The organism is Dongia soli (assembly GCF_034044715.1).
Lineage (GTDB): Bacteria > Pseudomonadota > Alphaproteobacteria > Dongiales > Dongiaceae > Dongia_B > Dongia_B soli.
Map to the genome: position 1 here is coordinate 1,013,700 of NZ_JAXCLW010000001.1, position 25,906 is coordinate 1,039,605.

General features: G+C 61.8%; 23 protein-coding genes. 9 read left to right on the forward strand and 14 right to left on the reverse strand.

Annotation, left to right across the window (positions count from 1 at the left end; genetic code table 11):
- Positions 1 to 39: 39 nt before the first annotated feature.
- From SMD27_RS04545 to SMD27_RS04555, 3 genes are all read right to left on the reverse strand, one after another.
- A complete protein-coding gene (locus tag SMD27_RS04545; RefSeq protein WP_320507133.1) occupies positions 40 to 1,554 on the reverse strand; it encodes an aldehyde dehydrogenase in 1,515 nt (504 codons plus the stop codon).
- A gap of 206 nt (positions 1,555 to 1,760) precedes the next feature.
- Entirely contained in the window at positions 1,761 to 4,250 is a 2,490-nt protein-coding gene (locus SMD27_RS04550) for a cation:proton antiporter (protein ID WP_320507134.1), read from the reverse strand.
- Positions 4,251 to 4,397: 147 nt separating this feature from the next.
- Entirely contained in the window at positions 4,398 to 6,647 is a 2,250-nt protein-coding gene (locus SMD27_RS04555; RefSeq protein ID WP_320507135.1) for a CHASE2 domain-containing protein, read from the reverse strand.
- A 211-nt stretch (positions 6,648 to 6,858) separates the two neighbouring features.
- On the opposite strand from SMD27_RS04555, the gene SMD27_RS04560 reads away from it, so the two are divergent.
- The 4 genes from SMD27_RS04560 (at position 6,859) to SMD27_RS04575 (ending at position 9,763) form a co-directional block, all read left to right on the forward strand.
- A complete protein-coding gene (locus SMD27_RS04560) occupies positions 6,859 to 7,524 on the forward strand; it encodes a cupin domain-containing protein (protein WP_320507136.1) in 666 nt (221 codons plus the stop codon).
- Between the two features lie 186 nt (positions 7,525 to 7,710).
- The gene (locus tag SMD27_RS04565; protein ID WP_320507137.1) at positions 7,711 to 9,015 is read left to right on the forward strand and encodes a glycosyltransferase; all 1,305 of its coding nucleotides are present in this window, start codon (positions 7,711 to 7,713) and stop codon (positions 9,013 to 9,015) included.
- 1 nt (position 9,016) lies between these two features.
- Positions 9,017 to 9,394 (forward strand): cupin domain-containing protein, encoded by a 378-nt coding sequence (locus tag SMD27_RS04570; RefSeq protein WP_320507138.1) that lies wholly within the window; start codon positions 9,017 to 9,019, stop codon positions 9,392 to 9,394.
- A 9-nt stretch (positions 9,395 to 9,403) separates the two neighbouring features.
- Positions 9,404 to 9,763, forward strand: a complete 360-nt coding sequence (locus SMD27_RS04575; protein ID WP_320507139.1) for a cupin domain-containing protein — start codon at positions 9,404 to 9,406, stop codon at positions 9,761 to 9,763.
- 30 nt (positions 9,764 to 9,793) lie between these two features.
- Here SMD27_RS04575 and SMD27_RS04580 read toward each other — a convergent pair whose 3' ends face one another.
- Positions 9,794 to 9,940 carry a hypothetical protein gene (locus tag SMD27_RS04580; protein WP_320507140.1) on the reverse strand — a complete coding sequence of 49 codons (147 nt, stop codon included), beginning with the start codon at positions 9,938 to 9,940 and terminating at the stop codon, positions 9,794 to 9,796.
- 356 nt (positions 9,941 to 10,296) lie between these two features.
- Here SMD27_RS04580 and SMD27_RS04585 point away from each other — a divergent pair, with 356 nt between their 5' ends.
- A complete protein-coding gene (locus tag SMD27_RS04585) occupies positions 10,297 to 10,500 on the forward strand; it encodes a hypothetical protein (protein WP_320507141.1) in 204 nt (67 codons plus the stop codon).
- Between the two features lie 219 nt (positions 10,501 to 10,719).
- Here the strand turns inward: SMD27_RS04585 and SMD27_RS04590 are convergent, their stop codons facing one another.
- The 5 genes from SMD27_RS04590 to SMD27_RS04610 are packed head-to-tail and all read right to left on the reverse strand — an operon-like array spanning position 10,720 to position 18,544.
- The gene (locus SMD27_RS04590) at positions 10,720 to 11,478 is read right to left on the reverse strand and encodes a hypothetical protein (RefSeq protein ID WP_320507142.1); all 759 of its coding nucleotides are present in this window, start codon (positions 11,476 to 11,478) and stop codon (positions 10,720 to 10,722) included.
- 14 nt (positions 11,479 to 11,492) lie between these two features.
- Complete coding sequence (locus tag SMD27_RS04595; protein ID WP_320507143.1) at positions 11,493 to 13,277, reverse strand: acyl-CoA dehydrogenase C-terminal domain-containing protein; 1,785 nt, start codon at positions 13,275 to 13,277, stop codon at positions 11,493 to 11,495.
- Between the two features lie 40 nt (positions 13,278 to 13,317).
- Positions 13,318 to 15,669 (reverse strand): 3-hydroxyacyl-CoA dehydrogenase/enoyl-CoA hydratase family protein, encoded by a 2,352-nt coding sequence (locus tag SMD27_RS04600; protein WP_320507144.1) that lies wholly within the window; start codon positions 15,667 to 15,669, stop codon positions 13,318 to 13,320.
- Complete coding sequence (locus SMD27_RS04605; protein ID WP_320507145.1) at positions 15,669 to 16,805, reverse strand: thiolase family protein; 1,137 nt, start codon at positions 16,803 to 16,805, stop codon at positions 15,669 to 15,671. The genes SMD27_RS04600 and SMD27_RS04605 overlap by 1 nt, the downstream gene beginning before the upstream one ends.
- On the reverse strand, positions 16,802 to 18,544 hold the full coding sequence (locus SMD27_RS04610) for a long-chain-fatty-acid--CoA ligase (RefSeq protein ID WP_320507146.1): 1,743 nt from the start codon (positions 18,542 to 18,544) through the stop codon (positions 16,802 to 16,804). Before SMD27_RS04610 ends, SMD27_RS04605 begins: the two co-directional genes overlap by 4 nt.
- A gap of 347 nt (positions 18,545 to 18,891) precedes the next feature.
- Between SMD27_RS04610 and SMD27_RS04615 the strand changes: the two genes are divergently transcribed.
- A complete protein-coding gene (locus SMD27_RS04615; RefSeq protein ID WP_320507147.1) occupies positions 18,892 to 19,419 on the forward strand; it encodes a c-type cytochrome in 528 nt (175 codons plus the stop codon).
- 26 nt (positions 19,420 to 19,445) lie between these two features.
- Here SMD27_RS04615 and SMD27_RS04620 read toward each other — a convergent pair whose 3' ends face one another.
- The 3 genes from SMD27_RS04620 to SMD27_RS04630 form a co-directional block, all read right to left on the reverse strand.
- A complete protein-coding gene (locus tag SMD27_RS04620) occupies positions 19,446 to 20,237 on the reverse strand; it encodes a hypothetical protein (RefSeq protein ID WP_320507148.1) in 792 nt (263 codons plus the stop codon).
- A gap of 41 nt (positions 20,238 to 20,278) precedes the next feature.
- Positions 20,279 to 21,247 carry an EamA family transporter gene (locus tag SMD27_RS04625; protein ID WP_320507149.1) on the reverse strand — a complete coding sequence of 323 codons (969 nt, stop codon included), beginning with the start codon at positions 21,245 to 21,247 and terminating at the stop codon, positions 20,279 to 20,281.
- A 93-nt stretch (positions 21,248 to 21,340) separates the two neighbouring features.
- Complete coding sequence (locus tag SMD27_RS04630; protein ID WP_320507150.1) at positions 21,341 to 22,117, reverse strand: SDR family NAD(P)-dependent oxidoreductase; 777 nt, start codon at positions 22,115 to 22,117, stop codon at positions 21,341 to 21,343.
- Between the two features lie 191 nt (positions 22,118 to 22,308).
- Between SMD27_RS04630 and SMD27_RS04635 the strand changes: the two genes are divergently transcribed.
- Together SMD27_RS04635 and SMD27_RS04640 are read left to right on the forward strand one after the other, a co-directional pair.
- Positions 22,309 to 23,502: a phosphoglycerate kinase gene (locus SMD27_RS04635; RefSeq protein WP_320507151.1), complete on the forward strand. Its 1,194-nt coding sequence runs from the start codon at positions 22,309 to 22,311 to the stop codon at positions 23,500 to 23,502.
- Positions 23,503 to 23,722: 220 nt separating this feature from the next.
- On the forward strand, positions 23,723 to 24,004 hold the full coding sequence (locus tag SMD27_RS04640; RefSeq protein WP_320507152.1) for a hypothetical protein: 282 nt from the start codon (positions 23,723 to 23,725) through the stop codon (positions 24,002 to 24,004).
- A gap of 18 nt (positions 24,005 to 24,022) precedes the next feature.
- On the opposite strand, the gene SMD27_RS04645 is transcribed toward SMD27_RS04640, so the two are convergent.
- Positions 24,023 to 24,361 (reverse strand): AzlD domain-containing protein, encoded by a 339-nt coding sequence (locus tag SMD27_RS04645; protein WP_320507153.1) that lies wholly within the window; start codon positions 24,359 to 24,361, stop codon positions 24,023 to 24,025.
- Positions 24,358 to 25,170 (reverse strand): AzlC family ABC transporter permease, encoded by an 813-nt coding sequence (locus SMD27_RS04650; protein ID WP_320507154.1) that lies wholly within the window; start codon positions 25,168 to 25,170, stop codon positions 24,358 to 24,360. The genes SMD27_RS04645 and SMD27_RS04650 overlap by 4 nt, the downstream gene beginning before the upstream one ends.
- A gap of 162 nt (positions 25,171 to 25,332) precedes the next feature.
- Between SMD27_RS04650 and SMD27_RS04655 the strand changes: the two genes are divergently transcribed.
- On the forward strand, positions 25,333 to 25,893 hold the full coding sequence (locus SMD27_RS04655) for an NUDIX hydrolase (RefSeq protein WP_320507155.1): 561 nt from the start codon (positions 25,333 to 25,335) through the stop codon (positions 25,891 to 25,893).
- Positions 25,894 to 25,906: the final 13 nt, after the last annotated feature.

The window sequence follows — 25,906 nt, forward strand, 5'->3', positions numbered from 1 at the left end:
ACCCGCAAGCCCCGCCCCCATTTCGACATCGCCCCGCGATCAGCCGAGATGCATCCAGACCGACTTGGTCTGGGTGACGGTCAGCAGGGTCTCCAGGCACTTGTCGCGGCCCATGCCGGACTGCTTGAACCCGCCCCAGGGCTGGGTCATGTCGCCATGGTCGAAGCAATTGACCCAGACGACGCCGGCCTCGATGTCGCGTGCCGCCTTGTGGGCGAGGTTGACATCCGAGGTCCATATCGACGCTGCCAGGCCGTAGATCGAATCATTGGCGATCTCGATCGCTTCCTCGACCTTCTTGAACGGCAGGACCGCGCCGACCGGACCGAAGATTTCTTCCTGGGCGATCCGCATCTTGTTCTTCACGCCGCTGAACAGGGTCGGGGCGACATAGGCGCCCTTCTCCAGACCCTTCGGCACGGCACCGCCGAATTCCAGCTTGGCGCCTTCCTTCTTGCCGATATCGATATAGCCGAGGACGCGCTTCTGCTGGCCTTTATCGACCAGCGGGCCCATCGTGGTCGACGGGTCGAGCGGATCGCCCGGCAGGAAGCTGGCCTTGGCCTTTTCCTGGAATTTGTGGACGAACTCGTCATGAATCTTGGCATCGACCAGGATGCGCGAGCCGGCGTTGCAGACCTCGCCCTGGTTGCCGAAGATGCCGTTGACGGCATATTGGATGGCCATGTCCATATCCGGAACGTCGGCGGTGATGATTTGCGGGGTCTTGCCGCCGGTCTCCGTCGTCACGCGCTTCATGTTCGACTGGCCGGAATAGACCATCATCAGCTTGCCGATTTCGGTCGAACCGGTGAAGCTGATCTTGTCGACATCCATGTGTAAGGCGAGCGCCTTGCCGACTTCCTCGCCAAGACCCTGCACGACGTTGAAGACACCGGCCGGACCGCCGGCTTCCATGAACAGCTTGGCCATCAGATTGGCCGAGAGCGGCGATTGTTCGGCCGGCTTCAAGACCACGCTATTGCCGGCAGCCAGAGCCGGAGCGACCTTCCAGGAGGCCATCATCAACGGATAGTTCCACGGCACGATGCAACCGACCACACCCAGCGGCTGACGCAGGATGTACTGGAATTCGGTCGCGGCGGTATTGGTGACGACGCCCTCGATCTTGTCGATGGTTTCGCCGAAGAACTGGAAGGTCAAAGCCGAACCCGGGACGTCGGAATTCAGCATGTCCATCACCGGCTTGCCCATATCGAGTGTATCGATCAAGGCAAATTGCAGCGCGTTTTCGCGGATCAGATCGGCAAAGCGATACATGATCGCCATGCGGTCGCGCGGCGCCATGCGCGACCAGACACCGCTCTTGAAGGCCTTGCGCGCCGCCTTGACGGCAAGATCGACATCGCCCGCATCGCCGCGGGCGACTTCAGCGATCACTTCGCCGGTCGCCGGATTGATGCTTTCGAACTTCTTGCCCTTCTTGCCATCGACGAATTTGCCGTCGATGAAATGGCGGGTTTCGAATTTCAACTTGGACGCGTATTTATGAAACGATTTTTTATCCAGCTTCCGTGCGTCTTCAAGGTTCATGCCTACATCTCCTCTTGGCATAACCGCCTTGCCGGAACCAGACCCCGGATGGCGGCGAATGGATGCAACGCTTATAGCACCGGGAATAACGGCCAAGCTAGGGGCTATAACCGTTTGGATATAGCGCTCTCCACCGCGAGCGCTGGGCCCCGAAGGGGCAAAGCCACCTCTATCTATAGGCTCAATTGCGGCTCAATGTCGTGCGCTTAATTTCGGCTCAGCGCCGTGCCGAGACGCTCTGCCGCCACGGACTCGATCCGCTCCCGCAATTGCCGGTCGCGCGCCAGCAAAGGTTGCAGGTCGCGGGCCGATAGGACGAGCAATTTACAGAAGCCCAGAGCGACGACATCGGCGTTGCGCGGCTGACCCCGCAACAAAGCGAGTTCGCCGAAGAAGTCGCCGCTGCCAAGCTCGACGCTGCGGCCGGGCAGCTTCACGGTCACGGCGCCGGAGGCAATGAAATACATGGCGTCGCCCCGCTCCCCGGCGCGGACGATGACCTCGTCGGGGATGACCAGACGCGGATGCAGCAAGTGAGCGATCTCCGCCTGCACCGCGGCACTGAGATTATGGAACATCGGCACACGGGCGATCAACTGGGTCGCCGTCAATTCGGTATCGAGGCGCGGCCTTTCATCCAGCCCCGACCAGCGCCGCTTGGTATCCAGCAGCAATTCCGACAGCACCTCGCCGCCGATCATCGCCTGTTGGGCGAGATCCTCGTAACTGTCCAGCTCCATCTGGCGGGCGATGCGGCCCAGATAGCGGCGCTGCAATTCCAGGGCATAATCGGGATATTGCAGTTTCAAGGCCTGCAAGGCGGCACTGACCTTGACCAGGCGGTCGCTGATCAGATCGATCACTGCCGTGACCGCCTCGGTCCCGATCAACGGCGTCAGGCGCCGCCGGGCAAAGGCGATCAGTTCGGTGAGGACGATGCGCTGATTGAGGAGAACCTCGAACCGGTCGGCCAGCGCCGCCGCCAGCGGCCGGTCGATGCCGGTGATCTGATGCAGCCGCAGCGCGAAGCGGAACCGCCGGGTGAGGCGCAGGCTTTCCTCGACGGCGCTGAGATAGCCCTCACTGGCTTTGGCCCGGACCGCGTCGCGCAGCCGCGCAGTCTGCGCCAGCAGCCGCTCGGCGATATGCCGGGTCATGATCTGGGCCTTGAAATTGTTGTAATAGCGCTCGTCTTCCTGGGCGCTCAGCACGGTCAGGCCGACCGACAGCAGATCCTCGGCGCTGAGGTCGCCGCGCTTGTCCTGTTCGGCCTGATTGACCGTAACCTGGTGGCTGTAATCGCCGGCCACCTCATCGATTACCTCGCGGTCGATCCTTTCGCGGTCGGCGATATCGACGATCCGGTTCCGGATCTCCTCGACCGCCATGGCAAGGCTGCGGTCCTTGACCGCACGCTGCCGGGCCGTGAGCTGGTTGAGGCGAAGGCCGTGCATGAGCAAACGCAGGCTGGTGCCGTTGATGAAAAGAGTCAGCAGCACGAAGCCGGTGACGCTTGTCGCGATAAAGCGGCGCAGCTGGGGATCGATGCTGGGATTTTCGGTGACGGCGAGAGCCAAAGCCAGCGAGACGGCTCCGCGCATGCCACCCCACCACATCACCGCCTTCATGCCTCCGCCGATATCGCCGTTGCGGTTGATGCCGCGCAACAGGGGCAGGACCCCAAAGACGGTGATTCCTCGCGCCACCAAGGTGGCGCCGTAGAGCGCGAGGATCAGTACGACATCGCGCCAGGTCAGATCGCGCATGGTCTGCGGGATCAGCATGGCAGCAAGCAGGAAAATCAGTGAATTCGACCAGAAGCCGAGCTGGCCCCAGGCACCGTCCAATTGCTCGAAGGTCTTGGGCGACATGCGGGTACGGCCGACCGAGCCGATGGTCAGGCCCGCTGCGACGCAGGCGACGACGCCGGAGACATGCAAATAATGCTCGGGCAGCAGGAAACTGAGATAGGCCAGCGAAATGGTCAGGGTGATCTCGGCGGTCGGCCAGCCGCGCACCAAGGCGAACAGCGTGGCAGTAAAGCGCCCGAGCAGATAGCCGGAAACCGCTCCGCCGATGAAGCTGAAGAGGAACTGGCCGATCGCCGCGAAGGCGTTGATCGGCCGACCTTCCAGCAGCGCGCCCAGCAACAGGACATAGATGGCGATGGCGGCGGCATCATTGAGCAGGCTCTCGCCTTCGACCAGGATCGTCAGCCGGCGCGGCGCGCCGATCTCGCGGAAGATCGCCACCACGGCGGCGGGATCGGTGGTGGCCACGATGGCGCCCAGCATCAGGCAGGCGAGCAGGCTGAAGGGGGAGACAGCCGAAAGAAAAAAGCCGGTCACGACGGTGCAGATGACCACCGCGACGACCGCCATGGCCATGATCGGGGTGATATCGTCCAGCAACCGCCGGACATTGATGGACAAGGCGGTTTCGAACAACAGGGCCGGCAGGAAGACATAGAGAAAGGTTTCCGCCGAAATATCGAGATGCCGCAACGCGATGATGAAATCGTCAAAGACGGCGCGGTGGGCCAGCGGCTGGGCGGTTGAAATCAGCCCCAACCCGCAGCCGACAATGGCCAGCAGGACCGAATAAGGCAACCGCATCCGGCTGGCCAGTGGCGGCAGCAGACTGGTCAGCGCCAGCAGCGCCGTCAGACCGAAAATGGTCAGGCCAATGGTCGACATCAATGCCCCCTCGTTTCGCCGACAGCCTAAGGGACGGCGCCGCCGCTGGCAAATGCCGGTTGCGACGTCAGGGCCTATTTTGCAAGGTCCGCATCTCGGCCCATTGCGGCTTCCGTCGGCTCGGCCGTTTCGATGTTATGGGCATTCTCAGCCGGTCTTGCTATCCGGGATGTAAACGCCGTCCCAATCCGGTGTCGGCGGCCTTTCCCGGAATTCCTCCAGGCGCTCGGCATAGAGATCATAAAAGGCCGCCAAGCCGGCGGGCATGACGCCGCGGCAGGTTTCCAAGGCCGCCGCCGCCCCCGGCCAGTCCCGGTTGCGATAAGCGCTCAGCAAAGCATCATGGGCCAGCCGCAATTTCATGAACGCGCTGCTATCGGCGACCGTCCGGTCGCCCAGCGCCGTGAAGATCCGGACCGGCTCTTGCCTGCCCTTGACCCGTACCTGATCCAGTTCCAGCAAAGCGAAATCCGGTGCCGCCTCTGCGGTTTCCTCGCCGATCACCAGATCGACGCCATAGCGTGGCGATAAAGCCTCCAGCCGGGAAGCGATATTGACCGTATCACCAAGCACGGAATAGGTCAGCCGTTGTTCCGATCCCATATTGCCGACGCAGCCGGGGCCGCTATTGAGGCCGATGCCGATCTGCAATTCGACCGCATTGCGCCCCGTATGCTCGGCCTCGCTGCGCAGCGTGGCATTGAGGTGATGCAGGGCGCGGCGCATTTCGAAAGCCGCCATCAGCGCGTGGCGACCATGCTGCGGCACGTCCAGCGGTGCATTCCAGAAAGCCATGATGCAATCGCCAATATACTTATCGATGGTGCCCCGATGCGCCTGGATGCTCCGCGTCATCGGCGTCAGGAAGCGGTTCATGAGCTGGGTCAGGGATTGCGGGTCCAGGCTTTCGGAAATCTTGGTGAAACCGCGCACATCGCAGAACATGACGGTCAGATTGCGGATTTCGCCGCCGAGGGTGAGACGCCGCGGATTCTGGCTGAGCTGGTCGACCATGACCGGTGAGAGATAGAGCGAAAAGGCATTGCGTACGTGCCGCTTCTCGCTCTCGGTGCGGACGAAATTCGTCAGGGTGCCGGTGACGAAGATCAGGAACACCACCATGCCGGGATAGATCGGATCGATCAGGAAACGCTCCCGGCTGAAGAGATACCAGGATCCGGCCAGCGCGAAGGCCAGGACGTTGAGCGCGAGCAGCAGGCCGGTCAGGGCGCCACGCCGGCGCAGGATGAAAATCGTGAGGACCCCGGTCAGCGTCAGGTAGAGAAGCTCGGCGCTGAAAGCCCAATAAGGGCGGGCCAGTTGCGGTTCGCCGAGGAGATTGGTAGCCAGCACCTGCTCGATGGTTTGGGCGTGGAATTCCACGCCCGACATGTCGCGGGTGATCGGGCTTGGCTTGCTGTCTTTCAGTCCTTCGACCGTCGAACCGATCAGGATGATGCGGCCCTCGACCTGGCTGCGGTCGAAAGAGGGGTCCATGAGATCGGCGATCGAAAAAAAGCGCTGCGGCTTGGTGCCAGTATCGTAAAGCAGCATTTCCGCCGCGCCGGTGGTCGTCACCGTGAATTGGCTGCCGATCCGCATGGCGCCGACACCCTGACCGAGCAGCGAGCCGACGCCTTCGCTCGTGGTCTTGGCGGAGCGCAATAGATAAGAGGGTCCCCCGCCGGCCAGGCGCAGGGCCTCCGATACCAAGGATGGGACAAGCTGGTCGCGATAGAGCTGGACCAAAGGGATACGGCGGATGATGCCGTCGATATCAGGGACGGCGTTGACGACCCCGATCCCTGCCGCCGCCGCCCGCAGCTGGGCCAATGGCAGCACGATATAGGGATATGACGAGACGAATTGCCGGGGATCATCGCCCAGATAAACGAAACCGCCGATCGGCGAGGGCTTCTCCTGCGGGTGGTGCGAATCGGCATTCTGCAGAGCAAAAGCCAGCACCACCGGCACCCTGCGCAAGGCATCGGCGAAGACGACGTCGTTGTCCGGCATCTGGGCCAGGGCCTGACGCGCTGTGGCCAAGGCCGGCGTATCCGGCAGCTGCTTCATGATCGTCTGGGGCGAGGTGCGATCCGGCTCGGCAAATAGGATATCGATTCCGACCACAGCGGCGCCAAGTTCCGCCAGGCGGTTGATGATCTGCGCCATGCGGGTTCGCGGCCAGGGCCATTGGCCGAAGAGTTTCAGGCTGTTTTCATCGATGGTGGCGATGCGGACCGGCAGGTCGGGATCGTAGACGCGCGGTTTCAGGCGTTGGTAGCTGTCGAAAGTGACATTGCGGAGATATTCCACCGGCAACGGATCGATCCAGCGTATTGCCAGGGCGATCAGCAGGATCAAAGCCGGTATCAGGACATCCCAGGCCTTCTTCATATCGCTTTCATGGTCCTTAACCCGGCGGCACTCTAGCAGGTTGCAAAAGGACCCGCACCACGCCGAACGCGCCATTTGTGAGGAAGATCACGCATGTGGAAGGAGGCCATCGCGCCGCTTTTCGGGCAGCGGCAGCTCGGTGACCGGCGCTGCAACAGATGATTGTCGCCCATCCGTCCCTGTGCTACCAGGAAACTGAGGGAGGCGCTCGATGGGCCGCGAAACCAACGACCGCATACGCAACCGGATTACCAAGTCAGCCTTGCCGCCGGACGGCACGGCGAATGGTGCCAAAGGTGCCGGCGCCACCAAGGCAGCGGATCTCTGGCTCGGGCAGCAATTACGGGCCCTGCGCAAGGGACGCGACTTGTCGCTGACCGAGCTTGCCGAGCGCACCGGCCTTTCCATCGGCAACCTCAGCCAGATCGAACGCGGCGTTTCCTCCCCCTCGGTCCGCTCGCTGAAAAAGCTCAGTGAAGCGCTGCAAGTGCCGGTGGGCGATCTCTTCCAGGAAACCGATCTGCCGCCGGCCGAAGAGATGAACTACATCGTCCGACGCAAGACGAGGCCGATGCTGCATCTCAGTGATACCGGCCTGCAGAAGGAATTGCTGACCCCGACCACGCCGGGCGCCTTGCAGATGCTACTGGTAACGCTGCAGCCAGGCGGCTCTTCCGGGCCGGAATTTTATACTCATCGCGGCGAGGAAGCCGGCCTGGTCCTCAGCGGTGCTCTGGAATTGTTCATCGAGGATGAGCGTTTCCTGCTCAAGGAAGGGGATACCTTCCGCTTCAAAAGCACCCAGCCCCACCGCTTCGTCAATGTCAGCGCCAAGGTGACGACGGTGCTTTGGGTGACCACGCCGCCCGGCTACTAAGTCCTATCGTTAGGACGATCGATAACGGAAGGCGCCTGCCTTCTGATGAAGCTATTGCGCCGATGAAATCGCCTCGACGGCGATTTCGACGGTGATCGGTACGCTGCTGGCCATGGGCATGGAAGAGGGGCGGCCGGTGGGCGCCCGGCGCCCAGGCCCGATTGCTGACGGATTAGGAGGAATGACATGAGCGGCAAAACCATCGTCTTGTTTCCCGAAGCGGCCTTCGGCCCCGCTTTGAACTGCGTGGGCATCGCGCAGACCTTGCGGGCGCAAGGCCATAATCCGGTCTTCGTCTGCGACAAGGGGTTCAAGGGCGTCTTCGAGCAATATGGGTTCGAGGAAAACCTGGTCGATATGTCGGGCGGCATGTCGGATGAGGAGATCGCGAAATTCTGGGCCAATTTCATCGCAGAGAAACAGCCGCACTTCCGCCTTTCGCCGATCGAGCAATTGCCAACTTATGTAATTCCTGTCTGGGAAGCGATCGTCGATTCCGCGATCATCGCCGAGGAAGGATTGAACGAGCATCTCCAGCGCATCAAGCCGGATCTCATTGCGGTCGATAATGTGATCCTGTTCCCGGCGATCAAGCGGGCCGGCTGCCCTTGGGTGCGGATCATCTCCTGCTCCGAAAACGAAATCCCCGATCCCGATATCCCGCCACATCTCTCCGGCTGCCATGAGGATGACAAAGCCGGTTTTGAAGCCTTCGAGAACCGCTTCCTGGAACTGGTGAAGCCGGTCCATGATCGCTTCAACAAGTTCCTCGGCAAGGTCGGTCATGAGCCTTATCCGCTGGGCCAGTTCTTCGAGGCTTCGCCCTATATGAACCTGCTGCTTTATCCGAAGCCGCTCGCCTTTAGGCGCCGGCATCCGTTGGATCCGGCGCGCTTCCAATATCTCGAAGGCTGCGTGCGCGATGAGGGCAGCTATACCGTGCCCACTTTCGCGGCCAATAACGACAAGCCGCTGATCTATGTCAGCTATGGCTCATTGGGGGCGGCTGATGTCGATCTCTATAAGCGGCTGCTGACCAGTTTTGCCAAGCTGCCCTATCGCTTCCTGATGAATGTCGGCGATTATATCGGCGAATACAAAGATGTGCCGCCCAATGTGCATTTGGAGAAATGGTACCCGCAGCCGGCAGTCATCCCCCATGTCGATCTCTTTATCCATCATGGCGGCAATAACAGCTTCAACGAGGCGCTCTATTTCGGTAAGCCGGCGATCATCATGCCGTTCTGCTGGGACGGGCTCGACAATGCCGCCCGCATCCATGATACCGGCTATGGCGAGCAATTGCCGCGCTACACCTGGACGGAGGAACAGCTCGTCGGCACCATCGACCGCCTGCTGAAAGATAGCGCGATGAAAACCCGCCTGCAGGCGATCTCCAAGCATATGCAGGCGGCCAGGGGCACCGAGAAGGCGGCACAGCTCCTCTCGGAAATCGCCACGACCGGCAGCTACAAACTGGCGGGGGCCTGATATGGCGGCGCATCTCACTTCCAGCGCACCGCATATTCATGATGCGCTGACTTATGACGATCTGGCCGATTGGGGCGATCAGCCAAATTGCATCGAAGGCCAGTCGAAATCGAGCGGGCGGCTGTTGTTCAAGCGGCCCGATCCGTCGGTCGGCGGCAATTCACCGGAAACCGGCCTCTGGGTCTGCACGCCGGGCAAATGGCCGCTCTCGATACCACGCGACGAGTTCTGTCATTTCATCGCCGGCCGTGCCACATATCAGCGCGATAATGGCGAGGTGATCGAGGTGGCGCCCGGCACCTGCGTGCATTTTCCCGCCGGCTGGACCGGCATCTGCACGGTCCATGAGACCATGCGAAATGTTTATATGCTGCGATAGGAGTAGATCATGACCACCGCCCCTCACGTCACCCCGGTCATCCGCAATCCCAAGGATGTCACCGAGCTGAAGGATTGGGGGCCGATCCCCACCATGATCGACGGTCAGTCGATGACCTCGGGCGTGCTGCTGCATAAAGGGCCGAACGGCGAGAACGAGACCGGGATCTGGGTCTGCACGCCGGGTTTCTGGAACTGTCACGTGACGCGCGACGAGTTTTGCCACTTCCTCCTCGGCCGCTGCACCTATACCCATGAATCTGGCGAAGTGATTGAGATCACGCCCGACACCATCGCTTTTTTTCCGAAGGATTGGAAAGGCACGTGCCGGGTGCACGAGACGGTGCGCAAGGTCTATATGATCCGCTGACAAACGGAAACGGCAGCAGGCGTGCTGATGTCAGTTGTCGTTGGCGGGCCGGCCCTGATGCTGCACCCAGCGGCAAACGCGATAGCCAAGGCTGACCCGGACCCGTGCCCAATTACGCCAGCCTTCCACGGCCAAAGTGATCGGTTGAAACAGATCGGGGATATATTTCGGCAGCATACCTCTCGCCTCTCATAGCTCAGATGATTGCTCAGGTGAGCTCCCAGGTTATGCGCAATTCTATACGTCATATTTGACAAGCTGCTGACGGCTTTGCGGCAATTTGGGGACATTGCGGTCAAGAAGGCGCCGGCGGGCAGTTGGGGACGGGAACGCCCGCCGGCAGGCTCGCCCGGCTTTCGCCGGCCGCGCCAACGTTGCCGGCCTGGGTCGGTACCGGCAGTTTCAGGTTGCCGATGCACCGCGCCGTCACCTTCACCTGCTTTGTGTCGCCGATATAGAACGCTAACCCAGGAAACGTGCTGCAAGTCGGGCGCGTCAGTCGCGAGGCGAACTGTCAATCCCACTTGCATGGCATGATTTTATATTTCCGATCCGATTATTTGCCTGTGACCCAGCGCACAATTGGGCGGATCGGTCGTGTGACCGGGCGCGCGATTGAAGAAGAAACGCACGGCGCCAGCGGCGATCAAACTATCGCGGACACCGGCATCGGTCAGCGTCGAATCGAGAGGGAGCGATCTGTTTTCGACGCTGCTTCGGGCCATCTCTCCGACTGAGAGCGCTGTGGCATTGTCGGTTTGGCGAGGCCGCTGCAGACAGGCGCTTTTTTCCTGAGAGAACACTGGTAGCTGCTAGCACCTTCCGCCACCGAATGAACGTTCTGGTGGCGATTCGCAGAATGTCTATGCGTGAGACAGCCATGTCACGTCGCTCATGGCTGGGGTGTTAAAATGCTGTGATTAAACGGTCACGACGCTGCCGCACCGGAAGCAGCGTCAACGCATATGGACAAAAGTGGAGTAATAGAGCAGCGTGCCGCGGCTGTTGAAGCCGCGGGCGTGCACGGCTTGATCGAGGAACGGATCGACGATCGTAACGGTAAAGGCCCGCGCGGCCTTATCCGTCTTATAGTCCAGCACCAGCCAGGTCTTGGCGGTTTGCCAGGACCGGGTTTCATAGGTGCGAAGACTGTCGCGGCGTTGCTGGCGGGGACCGGCCGGCGCGCCGTAAGTGGCGACAAGCTCGCCCAGCATGTGTTGCAGCATATCCTGCGGCCAGCTCGACTGGGCGAAGAGCAGGCGATAGGCACCATTGATCGATGCGAAATAGTATTTGCTCTCCTTGGCGGTCCTGCCGTCTCGAGCTGGCGGCAATGATGACCACCAGGAGACATTGCTGGGATCGGGGCGGAAGATGTTGCAGCGGATGATATTGGCGGCGCGTTCGTCCGGCATCTGCCGCATGGTGCCGAGTTCGGTCGAGCGCCGCAATTCCGGATCGCCGGAACAGAGGACGCGCGCCTTCGGATATTTCACCCTGTCAATAAGCGGCAGGGATTTGAACTCATCGAGGCTCATGCCGAGTTTATAGCCGGCGAGGTCGACGGGCGATGCCTGATCGAGCGGCAGGCTCTGTCCTGGCGATGGTATTGCGGGAGGTGCCGCTTGGGCTATGGCGGAGCCACTCGGATTCAGCGCCAGCGACAGCAACGACAAGAGGCCGGCAAGGTATGGCCGGCGCGCAGCAGCAAACATCGGTGGAGCCGGTTTCAGAAATAATCGTCCGGAACGGCCATCATCGCGTTCTTGCCTGAGGTCATGGTGGTGAAAAGCAGATTTGTCTCCGGAATGACCTTGGTCATGAAGAAGCGGGCGCCGGCAAGTTTGGCCTGGTAGAAGGCGTGCTCTTCGCTCTCCTGCCTCGACAGCGCAACCTCCGCCATGCGGCACCACATGTAACCCAGCGCCACCAAGGCGAAGAGACGGAGATAATCATGCGCGGCGGCACCGGCTTCCTCCGGATCCCTCAAGCCGGCCTGGGCCAGCCAGGCGGTGGCTTGCTGCAATTTCGCCACCGCCTTCATCAAAGGCAGTGCGAATTCCGCCAAGGCCGGATTGGCAGTGGCGGTTTCCAGATAGGCCGTGACCGGATGGAAGAAACGGCGCAGCAGGCGGCCGGTGCCGACCGATAATTTTCGCCCTACCAGATCCAAAGCCTGGATGCCGTTGGTACCTTCATAGATCTCCGTGATGCGGGCATCGCGGATCAGCTGCTCCATGCCCCAATCGCGGATATAGCCGTGGCCGCCAAAAACCTGCACGCCCAAATTGGCGGCTAGGGAGCCGTGATCGGTCAGATACGCTTTCACGATCGGCGTCAGCAAAGCGACGAGGTCGTCCGCCGCCTGGCGGCGTTCAGCTTCGGGATGATGGGCGGCGATATCCAACTCGATGCCGGCCCAATAGGCCAGGGCGCGACAGGCCTCGGTGATCGAGCGCTGGGTGAGCAGCATGCGCCGCACGTCAGGATGCACGACAATCGGATCGGCCGGCTTGTCGGGCGCTTTGACGCCGCCGAGGCTGCGCATCTGCAGGCGCTCCTTGGCATAGGTGACGGCCCCTTGATAAGCGGCTTCGGCGACGCCGAGCCCCTGGATGCCGACGGCGAGACGGGCGAAGTTCATCATGGTGAACATCGCCGACATGCCCTTGTGCTTCTGGCCGACGAGCCAGGCCCGGGCGCCGTCGAAATTCATGACGCAGGTGGCCGAAGCCTTGATCCCCATCTTCTTTTCGATTGCGCCGCAGACCAGCTTGTTGCGCGCACCGATATTGCCGGCCGCATCGGGCAGGAATTTCGGGCAGACGAACAGGGAGATGCCGCGAATGCCAGCCGGTGCATCGGCCAGGCGCGCCAGCACCAGATGCACGATATTCTCGGTGAGATCATGCTCGCCGGCTGAGATGAAGATCTTGGTGCCGGTGATGTGGTAGCTGCCATCGGCCTGCGGTTCCGCCCGCGTCTTGATGAGGCCGAGATCGGTGCCGCATTGCGGCTCGGTGAGGCACATCGTGCCGGACCATTTGCCACTGACCAGCTTCGGCAGATAGAGCTTCTTCTGATCCTCGGTGCCGTGCAGATACAAGGCGTTATAGGCGCCGTTGCTGAGGCCCGGATACATGCCGAAGGAGAGATTGGCGGAACAGACCATCTCCTCGACGGCGAAATTGATCACCTTCGGCAAGCCCTGGCCGCCATAGGCCGGATCGCAGGGCAGGCCGATCCAGCCCGCTTCGGCGAATTTGTCATAAGCTTCCTTGAAGCCTTTCGGCGTCGTCACCTTGCCGTCGTCGAAATGGCACCCTTCCTCATCGCCCGGCTGATTGAGCGGCTGCAATTCGCTGCTGCAGAACTTCGCGGCTTCTTCAAGAATCGCATCCACCACATCCGGGGTCGCATCGGCGAAGCCCGGCAGGTTGCTGAATTTGTCGATCTGCAGCACCTCGTTCAGCACGAAACGGATATCGCGCAAGGGCGCTTCATAAGCAGGCATTCAAGTGCTCCCTCAATTTCGCAAAGTCAGTTCCGCACGATCAGTTGCGAAGTGGCTTGCCGGTGCTGAGCATATGCTCCATCCGCGCAAGCGTAGGCTCGCTCCGCAGCAATTTCATGAAGCCCTGCTTGGCAAGCTTATTTATCTGATCCTCGCCGATCATCTCGGTCATGTCGGTGGCACCACCGGTCAGGGCCTCGGCCAAGGTCAGCGAGACGGCGCGGTCATGGGCCAGTGCCTTGCCCTGGGCGACGAAGCCATCCACCGCCAAGGTCAGCGCCGTCTTGCCGCTGGGGCCGGGCAGGCGCAGCTCCGCCGGCTTCGGCGGCTGATGGCCGGCGGCCACCAATGCCAGCGCCTTCGCCTTGGCATCGGCCAGCAGGCGGTCGCGGTTCATGGTGATGCCGTCATCGCGGCGGAGGAAGCGCAACTGCTTCGCTTCGGCTGCCGATTTCGCCACCTTCGCCAATGAAATGGTCTCGAAAGCCTGCGCCACTGGTGGCATCGGTCCCTTCGGCTCTTTCGCACTTTGCGGCTGATAGCGAATCAGCATTTCCGCGCAGCCGCCCCAGCCGGGAATGAGCCCGACGCCGACTTCGACCAGGCCGATATAGGTTTCCGAATGGGCCTGGATCGCCGCGCAATGCAACAGCACCTCGCAGCCGCCGCCCAGCGCCATGCCGCTGGGTGCGCCTACCACCGGGAAGGGCGCGTATTTGATTGCTTTGTAAACGGCGATGCCTTGGCCGATCAGATCGTCGATCATCGGCCACATGGCGATATTGGCGGCAAAGAGGGCGAGGCCGATATTGGCGCCGACGGAGAAGTTATCCGCCTCGTTATGCAGCACCAGCGCCTTCATGTTCTTGCCGACATGATCCAGCGACTGCTTCATCAAGGTCAGCGTGTCCGGATCGATGGCGTTCATCTTGCTGTGAAATTCCAGACAGGCAACGCCATCGCCGATATCCCACAGGCTGGCCGAGCCGTTCTTCAGGATCGGCTTGCTGGCGAGCTTGATGTCGCGCAGCAGCAGCACGCCTTCCGGTCGTTCCACCGGGCGATAGCTGCCATCGAGGCCGAGATACTGCAGCCGGCCATTTTCCACCTTGTAGAAACTGCCGGCCTTCGCCGCCATGGCCAGGAAATCCGGCACCGGGCGGTTCTCCTTGCGCAGGGCTTCGGCAAGCCAGGCAGCGCCCAGCTCGTCGATCATCTCGAAGGGGCCGCGCTTGAAATTGAAGCCGGTGCGGATCGCCTGATCGACGGCAACGATGTCATCGGCGATCGTCGGCACCAGGGAGGCGGCATAGCTCAGCATGCCTGACAGCACGCGCCAGGCATATTGGCCGCCGGCATCCGGATGGGTGACGAGGACACGCAAGCCACCCTTGGCCGCATCTGCGGAATCAAGCCGGGCAGCGGTTGAGGGAGCGTAAGCACCGGTCCTGAGGTCGACCGATTCCTTGACCTTTTTTCCGCCCTCGGTATTGAGCCGGTAGAAGCCGCCTTTGCCTTTGCGGCCGGTATAGCCCTCGGCAATCATCTTGGTGAGGAGCGGGAAATCGCGGCGGATCGACAGATACGGGTCGCCTGCCGGCAAAGAGGCCGCGAGTGAGGCATCGACATGTGGCATAAGATCGAGGCCAACGAGATCGAGCAAAGCGAAGATGCCGGTCTTGGGCGCGCCGATCGGCCGGCCCATGATGGCATCGGCCATCTCCACCGTGAGGCCGAGATCAAGGGCATGGATGATCGCGGCCTGCATCCAATAGACCCCGATGCGGTTGGCGACGAAGCCGGGCGTATCTTTCCCGCGCACGATCATCTTGCCAAGCGCGATATCGCCGAAAGCCGCGATGCGCTCGATCTGGGCGGAATCGGTCTTCGGTCCCCCGACCACTTCAAGAAGGCGCATGTAGCGCGGCGGATTGAAGAAATGGGTGATGCAGAAGTCGCGGGCGAAAGCCTCCGGCAGGTCCTCGGTCAATTGTGCCAGCGGAATGGTCGAGGTATTCGATGAGACGATCGAGCCCGGCTGGCGCTTGTCCATGAGCTTGCGGTAGAGCGCTTGCTTGATCTCGATCTTCTCGATCACCGCTTCGACGATCCAATCGACCTCGGCAAGCTTGTCAAGGTCGTCATCGATATTGCCGGGCGTTATCAGCTTCGCCGCGGCGCTGGACATGAGCGGGGCGGGATCGGCTTTCAGCAATTTGGCGATGGCGCCTTCGGCAATGGCATTCCGGTTGGCCGCATCCTTCGGCACGATATCCAGCAACAGAACCGGGATGCCGGCATTGGCGATCTGGGCGGCGATGCCGCTGCCCATCACGCCGGCGCCGATCACGCAGGCCTTGCGGATCGGCGCTCCGGTTGTCGTTGCGGCCATCAAACCGCCTCCAGGATGGTGGTGATGCCTTGGCCGCCGCCGATGCATTGGGTCGAGAGCGAGAATTGCTTGCCCTCGCGCTTCAGCAAGGCCGCAGCCTTGCCGGTGATGCGGGCACCCGTGGCGCCCAGCGGATGGCCGAGTGCAATGGCGCCGCCATCGAGATTCATCTTGTTGGGATCGATCTCAAGATCGCGCATGCAGGCCAAGGCTTGGGACGCGAAGGCCTCGTTGAGTTCGATGATGTCGATATCCTTGATGGTGAGGCCGGCTCGTTTCAGCGCCTTCCGCGTCGCCGCGACCGGGCCGATTCCCATGATCTCCGGTGCGCAGCCGGCGACACCGATGGCGCGGATCTTGGCGAGGACCGGCAGGCCGTGTGCCTTGGCATAGTCAGCCGAGGTGACGAGGCAGGCGGAAGCGCCATCCGTCAGGGGCGAGGAGGTGCCGGCGGTGACGCTGCCATTCTGGTCGAAGGCGGGCTTCAGCCCGGCCAGCGCTTCCAATGTGGTTTCGTCGCGGATGCAGCCATCGATGCTGACGGTCTCATTGCCCACTTTGACCGGAATGATCTCGTCAGCGAGCCTGCCGCCCTGGCGTGCCGCACTGGCCTTGCGGTGACTGCTGAGCGCCAGCTCTTCCTGTTCGCGACGGTCGAGCTTGTATTTTTTGGCGACATTCTCCGCCGTCTCGCCCATCGAGATATAGGCGGCCGGCAGGCGCTCCGTCAGTGCCGGATTGGGCAGCGGATTGAAGCCCATCATCGGCACGCGCGACATCGATTCGATACCTGCGCAGATAAATACATCGCCGGCGCCCAGGGCGATCGCGCCGGCCGCCGAATGGATGCCTTGCATGGAGGAGCCGCAGAATCGGTTGATGGTAGCGCCGGCTACGGATTGCGGCAGATCGGCGATGAAGCCGATGAGCCGCGCTACGTTCAATCCCTGTTCACCCTCCGGAAAGGCGCAACCGACCAGCAGGTCTTCGACATCCTTCACATCGATTCCGGTCTTGTCGATCAGGCCGCGAATCACTGCGCCGGCCATATCATCCGGCCGCAATTTTGCCAGGGCGCCCTTGCCGGCGAAATGAAAGGGCGAGCGGACATAACCCGCGATCACCGCTTCCGTCATGATGTCGTCTCCTTATTCTGGTCTGGGTCAGCCGCACCAGCCGGCTGGCTCTTGGCGTTCTCTTCCTCGATCAGCACTTTCTTCTGGATCTTGCCGATCACGGTTTTCGGCAGTTCGGCGCGGAATTCGATCAGCTTCGGCATTTCGATTTTCGACAGCCGATGGCTGAGGAATTCCTGCAGGACCTCGGCGGTCAAATGCTGCCCTGTCTTCAAGGACACAAAGGCTTTAACGGTCTGGCCGCGATAGTGATCGCCGACGCCGATCACGGCGCATTCCTTCACCGCCGGATGCTGATAGATCGCTTCTTCGACGACGCGCGGATAGACCTTATAGCCGCTGGCATTGATCATTTCCTTTAGCCGGTCGGTGATGAAGACGAAGCCTTCCTCATCGATATGGCCGACATCGCCGGTATGCAGGAGGCCGTCGGTAATGACCTCATCGGTCGCCTCGGGGCGGTTCCAGTAACCCAGCATCACCTGGGGGCCGCGAAAGCAAATCTCGCCGACCTCGCCCGGTTTCACCGGCGTCCGCCGATCGTCGAGCGAAACGATCACGCAATCGGTCAGTGGCAATGGCAGGCCGATCGACCCGGTTTTGCCGGGGCGGTGCACCGGGTTGCAGCAGGTCACCGGGGAGGCTTCGGAGAGGCCATAGCCCTCCACCACGCGGGCGCCGGTCTTCGCCTCGAAAGCCCTGCGCACCTCCAGGGGCAGAGGGGCACCGCCAGAAATGCAGAATTCCAGCGAGCGCAAATCGTAATCGCCGAGGTCGCTGCGATTCAGCAAGGCGGTCAGCAAGGTCGGCACGGCCGGCATGGCGGTCGGCCGCTTCTTGTCGATGGTGCTGAGCAGGCGCTTGGCGTCGAAACGCGGCAGCAGGATCATCAGGCCGCCGATGGTCAGGCACCAATTCATCACGCAGGTCATGGCAAAAGCATGGAACAGCGGCAAAACGCCGATCACACGGGCGCTCTCATTGCTGACATTGGCGAACCAGGCGCGGCACTGCAGAGCATTCACATAGACATTCGCATGGCTCAGTGCCGCACCTTTCGGCACCCCGGTGGTGCCGCCGGTATATTGCAACAGCGCGATATCCTCCAGAGGATCGATGACCGGCGGCAGATAAGCGCCGTCATTATCGATCAGATCGGCATAGGCGATGTGCCGCTCGTCGCGCCGGATGTGGGCAAGATCCCGGAACATGGCGATCGGCACCAGCAAATTCTTCGGAAAGGGCAGGCTGTCGGCGAAGGGACAGAGGATGAGCGCCCGCAGCCGGCTTCTGCCCAGCAGGACTTCCAGCTTGTCAGCCAGCGAATGCAGATCCAGCGTCACCATCATGTCGGTCTGCGAATCGGCGATCTGATGTTCGACCTCGCGTTCGACATAAAGCGGGTTGAAGTTGACCACTGTCGCGCCGCATTTCAGCGCCGCATAATAAAAGATGACATAATAAGGACAGTTGGGCAGGAAGAGGCCGAGCCGCATGCCGGCCTGCAAGCCGCGTTGCTGCAATCCCTTCGCGGCGCGGTCGGAGAGGGATTTGATCTCGGCATAGGTGAATTGGCGGTCGAGAAAGTCGATGCAGGGGCGCGTGCCGAAACGCGCGGCGGCATCATCCAGCAGGTGATAGAGCGGTCGCGGCTCGATTGGCGTTGCCCAATCGAGGTTGGGCGGATAAGCCGTCAGCCAAGGCCGCGCCGTCAGGTCCTGCCGCACTGCCATTGACATAGGTAGAACGGCCTCCTCGCTTAGGACCATCCGGCTATCGCCGTTGCAACGGATCGTCCCATTCTTCGCGCCGCTGTGCAAATGTTTGGTTAAAGGCGGCGTCATTTTTTTCGCCCGTCAGCTATATAACTTTGATCCAGGCCGTTTTTTTTTCAAGATGGCGGTAGTGCCGACGGACGCCATAACAAACAGGCCAATTCCATGACGTTTCGCCTATGTCATGTGCTGCCCAAGAGGCCGTATCGTGTTTCCCTCGGCGTGGGCTGACTAGGCCCCGGCACTTAAACCGCTTGCTCGGCGCGGTGGAGCCGTTTCATGATCGATGATCTGTCGGGGGAGATAATAAGATGTCCGTTACACGATGCGGCACCAGGCTGTCGCGTGCCTTTCTATCCTCTATGGCGTTGTTGCTCGGGATCGCATCGGTTGCGGCGCCGGAAGCGCAGGCGAACGATCAGATCAAGCGTGGGGAATACCTGGCCCGGATCATGGATTGCGGTGGCTGCCACAATACCGGTGCCTTCACGCCGCAGCCGAATCTGGAAACGCCCCTGGCCGGTTCGGAGATCGGCTTCGAGGTGCCGGGGCTTGGTGTCTTTTTTCCGCCCAATCTGACGCCGGATCACGAGACCGGCCTTGGCAATTGGAGCAAGGAAGAGATCATTGCGGCCGTCACCACCGGCGCGCGGCCCGATGGCCGCGAATTGGCGCCGGCCATGCCATGGCGCTCCTATAGCGCCCTTAATACCAAGGATGCCGCGGCTTTGGTCGCCTATCTGAAATCGCTGACCCCGGTTTCCCATAAGGTGCCGGGACCCTTCGGACCTGACGAAAAGAAAACCGCACCCTATTTCACCGTCGCCGGCCCGCAATGACCGGTGCAAACCTTATTTCGGCCAGGCTACTTGGTGGCGGCTAGCAGCTTTCCCTGCCGCGATTTATCGTGATAAACCAGCATGGCGGAGATATCGCGCCATTCCACCATGGCGACCATGCCGCTCTTCTCGGCGATGAAGCGGTATTGCGCCGTCTTGATGGTGGCGGGCCCGATTTCGCCTGCATAGGTCCATTTGATGAGATCGGCATCGTAGCTCCCGGCGGGCACCGTGACACGGTAGCGGCCGAGATAGCTATAGGTGACATTGAGCGTGCCGTCGTAATCGACATCGGTCGGATCGTCGATATCGGCGACCTTGACGTGAATTGTGGTGCGGTGGCTGTCGCCCGGCTTGAGGCCGGTCAGGATCAGCGGCTCGCCCGGGGTGAATTGTGAGACCACTTCTTTGTCGAGATCATATTCCAGGCTGGTGACCAGGCCGCCATCCGCGGTTTTAATGAAGACCGCGCGGCGGTCCTTGCCGATCCGGTAATCCCAGCTCTCCGGCGTTGCGCCGGCGGTTCTGGCGAACTCATGCGCCTCGTTCTTGGTGCGGCCCTTCTCGTCGCGGATCAGATAAGAAATCCGTCCCGCCATGCCGGTCACATAGGCCTCGGCCGGCGGCAAAGGCTTTGCCGGCAAGGCATCGCCGATGACCCCCTTGCCCAGAAGCTTCTCAATCTCTTGGCGGTCGGCGCTCGGCAGCGTCAGGACCTTGCCGGCTTCCTCCGACCGCGCGGGTGTGGCCAGTGTTAAGCAGCAGATGGCAGCGATCCAAGTCCAGTTTGCAAGACAATATCGATGGTGGGCGGTCATATCATCCTCCGGCTCACGAGACGCTTACTCAAAACGCGCCATCAGCGGTCGTCCTGGCGCTCCGACAGGGTCATGCCGATGGCGGCCACGGTAACGCAGACGATGGCGATCAGCATGCGCAAGCCGAGATCCTGGCTCAGGAAGATGGCGCCCACCAGCGCACCCAAAGCTGGCTCAAGCGTCATGAGGATGCCGTAGCTGCGGGCCGAAAGACGCCGCAATGCCTGGAACTCCATCACGCAAGGCAAGACGGTGCTGAGGAGTGCCACAGCAAAGCCGCCGCCGAAATCCGCCAGGCCGGCTTGCCTCAAACTGCCTTCCACCAGGGCGAAGGGCAGCAACAAGATGGCTGCGGCCCACATGCCCCAGGCGAGGCCGCCTATGCCGGCAAAGAGCCGACCCGCTTGCTTGCTGAGCGGCACGAAACCGGCCCAGGCAACACCGGTGAGGACCGCCAGCCCGAGGCCGCGCGGATCGAGATCGACACCGATATCCGGCGTCAACAAGACGAGGCCGATGACGGCGATGCCGATCCAGACAAAATGCAGCAGGCGCCGTGAGGTGAGCACCGCCAGCGTCAGCGGGCCGAGGAAGGCGATGGCGGAGGCGATGCCAAGCGGGATGTATTGCAACGCCAGGAAGAAGGGCAGCAGCATGCCCGCAAGAACCGCGCCGAAAACCAGGACCAGCAGGCCGTGCCGCTGCAGCGTCCAGCCTTGCGGAATTGCCCCGCGCCGTCCGGCTTGCAGCCGGTTGGCGAGGCTGAGCATGGCGGCGGAGAAGCCGGCGCTAAGCACAGCCGTGCCGGCGGGACCCAGGCTGGAAAATAACACTGTTGCCAAAGCCGATCCGAGTTGGACGGAGAGGATCGATAGCAGGATCAGAAGGGTGGGCGGCACGCGGCCGAGAGCGCTCGCGACATGACGCTGTCCCAAGACAAGGCTGTTTCGGCGGCCGGCATTCTGCCAGCCTGGAGATTCCGCTTGTACGACGCCAATCTGCATTGTCATGCGACCGTCCTCGCCAAGGATGACAAATCCAATCAGAACCCGTATAGGCCGCTTCGTCAACGCCCCGGTCAATCTAGCGATCGGCAGCGAGCATCACTTCCATTCCCGCATTACCCGTTCGGCGGCGAAGGTCACCAGGCCGCGCGGCAGGAAGCGGCTGACCAGGGTCGTCATGTAATTGGCCGGTCCGACCACATGAACGCGCTTCTGTCCCAGCATCTGCAAGCCCTCGCGGGCGACGCGTTCGGCGCTGTGGATGCTGGAAAAAGTCGGCCGGTCGATTCCGGCCCGGGTGAAGAACTGGGTGGCCGTGGCGCCGGGACACAGCGCCAGGATATCGACCGGCTCACGGCTAAGCTCCTCCGCCAGGGCTTCGGTGTAATGGAGCAGGAAAGTCTTGCTGGCTGCATAGGTGGCGAAATAGGGAATCGGCATGAAAGCGGCGGCCGAGGCGACGAAGATCGCGCCGCAGCGGCGGTTGTTCCGCTCTGCGCGTGCCAGCATGCCGGGCAGCAAGGCGCGGGCGATTTCCACCGGGGCCAGGACGTTGACCAGCACCATTTCCGATCCCCGTTCGGCGGTGTTATCGACCGCGCGCCCGAGACGCCCGAGCCCGGCATTGTTGATGACGAGATCGACGGGAAAAGCCTGGGTCGCGCCAATCACTGCCTGACGCCCTTCAGCAGTGGCGAGATCGGCGATCACAATGCGGATCTCACGGCCGGGGCCGGTGAGTTCGGCGGCGAGCGCTGCCAGGCTTTCGCGATTCCGGCCGGTCAACAGGAGGTGCGTGGCGCGCGGCAAGGCATGTGCGAAAGCCGCGCCGATGCCGCTGGAAGCGCCGGTGATCAAGGCTGCACCATAGGTCATGTGGTTTCCTCGACTGCTGCCTCGACGATTGCTTCTCGATGGAAGCCGTTAGCGGTACCATAGGGAAAACCCGACACATCGCCAAGGTTGAGCCGGCAGCGCAGGATTTTGCTCGCGTTTCCTTGTCTTGCCTTTTGCCATGGGCTGTGACAGATCAGCCACCTGCATGTTCGGGCGCTATGAGGAAACAAATGGCAAAGTTCAAGACCCTCGAGGATCTCACCGTCGCCGGTAAGCGCGTCATCGTGCGCTGCGATCTCAACGTGCCGATGCAAGACGGAAAGGTGACCGACACGACCCGTATCGATCGCGGTGCCGAAACATTGCGCGATCTTGCAGCCCGGGGCGCCAGGGTCATCGTCATGTCGCATTTCGGCCGGCCCAAGGGCAAGCGCGCCGCCGAGTTCTCCCTGCGTCCCCTGGTGCAGCCGCTCTCGACCGCTTTAGGCAAGCCGGTTGCCTTCGCCGATGACTGCGTCGGCCCGGCGGCGGAAGCGGCGGTGAAGGCGCTGAAGGACGGCGATGTGCTGTTGCTGGAAAATCTGCGTTTCCACGATGCTGAAGAAGCCAACGACAAAGGCTTCGCCGGGCAGCTCGCGGCGCTCGCGGATATTTATGTGAATGATGCCTTTTCTTGCGCCCATCGCGCCCATGCCTCGACCGAGGCGATTGCCCATCTGTTGCCTCATGCAGCCGGTCGCCTGATGCAGGCGGAGCTTGATCATCTCGCAGCGGCGCTGGAAAAGCCGCAGCGCCCGGTGATGGCGGTGGTGGGGGGTGCCAAAGTGTCGACCAAGCTCGATCTCCTCGGCAATCTCGTCGCCAAGGTCGACCAATTGGTGATCGGCGGCGGCATGGCCAATACCTTCCTCTTCGCCAATGGCATCGAAGTCGGCAAGTCGCTGGCGGAACGCGACATGGCGGATACGGCGCGCGATATCGTCGCCAAGGCGAAAGCGGCAGGCTGCACCATCGTGTTGCCGGTCGATGCCGTGGTGGCAGCGGAATTCAAGGCGGGCGCTGCCAACAAGACGGTCGATGTCGCTGCGGTGCCGGCGGATATGATGATCCTCGATGCCGGGCCGAAATCGGTCGCGGATATCGCTGCCCGGCTGAAGACCTGCAAGACCGTGGTTTGGAACGGTCCGCTTGGAGCTTTTGAGCTGGAGCCGTTCGACCGGGCCACGGTGGCGGTGGCGCGCGAAGCGGCGGCTTTGACCAAGGCGAAGCAACTGCTCTCGGTGGCCGGTGGTGGCGATACGGTAGCGGCCCTGGCGCATGCCGGCGTGACCGTTGACTTCACCTATATTTCGACCGCCGGCGGCGCCTTCCTGGAATGGCTGGAAGGCAAGACCTTGCCGGGCGTCGCCGCCCTGCAGGACTGACAATGTCACGGCACCGGCACCCGGATGTGTCGGTCCTATGACGGAAGACTTAGACTGGTCATCTTAATTAAGCTCTAGCGGCCCGCACTGTCTAACCGACTGCGCGGGCTAAATTTTTGCACCCAGCGTGACATGCGTCATATCGCCTCAGCCCGGCAGCGCGTAGTTTTCCACTCGCGAGCCGGAACCTGTTTCGAATGACTGAGAAGGGGTTCTTGTCATGCCACATATGATGTCGCGCCGAACATTTCATCTATCGCTCATCGTTCTGAGCATCATTCTGCTGAATGGGCTGGCCTTTGCCGGCAATGCTCAACAGTCGCTGGGCGGCGCGCTGCCGGTCGATGCCGCCAACCATGCACAGCCGATGACGGCCAAAGAGATAGCGATGACGACCGACAAGGCCGTGCCGGCAGTCGCCGCCGCCACGCAACAGCAGAAAGGCGCGTCAACGCAGAATGAAAAGCAAGGTGCAGGCGGCCAATCAACGCCGGGCAATTGATGGCTCCCAATAATGGGATCAGGCACCGTTACGCAAATAAAGCAGCAGAATGAGCGTCGCCGCGCCGGCGGCGACGCCAAGAACGATGCTGCGGCGGGTGACGAAATAGGCAACAACCGTGACGGCGGCCGCGCCCAGCCGATCAATCGGCGAAATGGTCGCAAGCGAACCGGCCGGCAGTAGGATCATTCTGATGATCAAGCCGGCCAGCATGGCATAGGCCACCGCCGCCACCCATCGCATGATCGGACTATCGCCGTTGATGCGGGCGGACAGCATCACGCCCAGCCCGCGCCAGATATAGGTCGCGACGGCGCCTACTAACAGGAACAGCCACGGCAACAAAACGCTACTCACCGGCGCCATCCGTGGCTGCGGCGGCGCCGTGCATTGTCGATCAGGAAGGCCGCCGTGCCGCCGATCAGGCCGGTCGCAAGCAAGCCCCATTCGGGATCGATCAGATGCAAAGCCGGCCCCAACAAGGCACCGAGAATCAGGGCCAAAGCCCGCAGCCGATGCTTCAGATCGGCAATGAAGACCAGCATGAAATAAAGCGGGTTAAGGAAGACGAAGCCAAGCGTCACATAGAGCGGCACCATTCCTGCGAGGAAGAAGCCGAACATGGTGGCGGTGAGCGTCGTCAGCCAGAGCGTGATGGCGAAACCCTGATAGAAGGGCAGGCGCTGTTCCGGCAGCATCTGCGGCGCGCGCTGCATGGCGATGGCAAAGCCGGTAATGGCGATCAGATGCGCGATCAGATAATGCCGCAAGCGTGGCGGCCCTGCTTCCCCAGCCCGCAGCACCGGCATCAGGCTGGCTACCATCGGCAGCAAGCGGGCATTGGTGAGGATGACGGCAAGCGCGGCGTTCACCAGAGTGCCGCCCACCGCATAGATTTCGATCAGTGCGATCTGGCCGGGCAATGCCCAGCCGGTGGCGCTGGAGACCACACCCTGGGGCAAGGTGAGCCCGCTTTGCCGGACGAAGGCGCCGAAGCCCAGATAGCTGGCGCCGAGCACCACGGCGGGCATCGCCAGGGCGGCCAACGCCCCTTGGCGGCGCGCGGCGGCGATCGAGCCGAAATCCTCGCTATAGCGTGCTGGTTTGTTCATCGGATCGGCGAAAGTGACAAGCGTGGTGAAAGTGACACGGTTGGCCGGCATCATAGCGGGCAGGCGGGACAACACAACCGCGCGGAGACGACCTGGAAGGTCGATCCAGTGACAATAGCACTACGCACCTCTGTGGCTGTGCGAGAACGCTTCCTGGATTGCGCTGACGTCGCCAGAAGCCTTGCATCAACGATCCGGCTTCGCCAGACTGGCCCGATGCCGGAACAGGACACAAAAAAAACGATCAGTTTCAGCCGCCAGGTGCCGGAAGGGGATGGTCGGGAACGCGATGTCTGTCTCAATTGCGGCTTCGTCAATTACGAAAACCCGAAGATCGTCGTCGGCTCCGTCGCTTTTTGGGGCGACCGCATCCTGATGTGCCGCCGCGCCATCGATCCGCGCCGCGGGCATTGGACCTTGCCGGCAGGCTATCTGGAATTGCAGGAAACACCCGAAGCGGGCGCCGTGCGCGAGGCGCAGGAAGAGGCGGGGGCAAGGATCGAAATCGATGCGCTCCTGGCGATCTATACGATCCCCCGCATCAGCCAGGTGCAGTTGATTTATCGGGCCCATCTCGGCGACGACCGGATCGCACCGGGACCGGAAAGCCTGGAAGTCGGTCTCTTCACCTTCGACCGGATTCCCTGGGACGATCTCGCCTTTCCCTCGGCGCGCTGGGCGCTGCATCATTTTGCGCAATCACGCGCCTTGCATGGCTTTCCGCCCTTTACCAATCCGCCGGGCGAAACCGGCAATCTGGAAGTCGGCGGCTTATAATCGATTTCGGTGG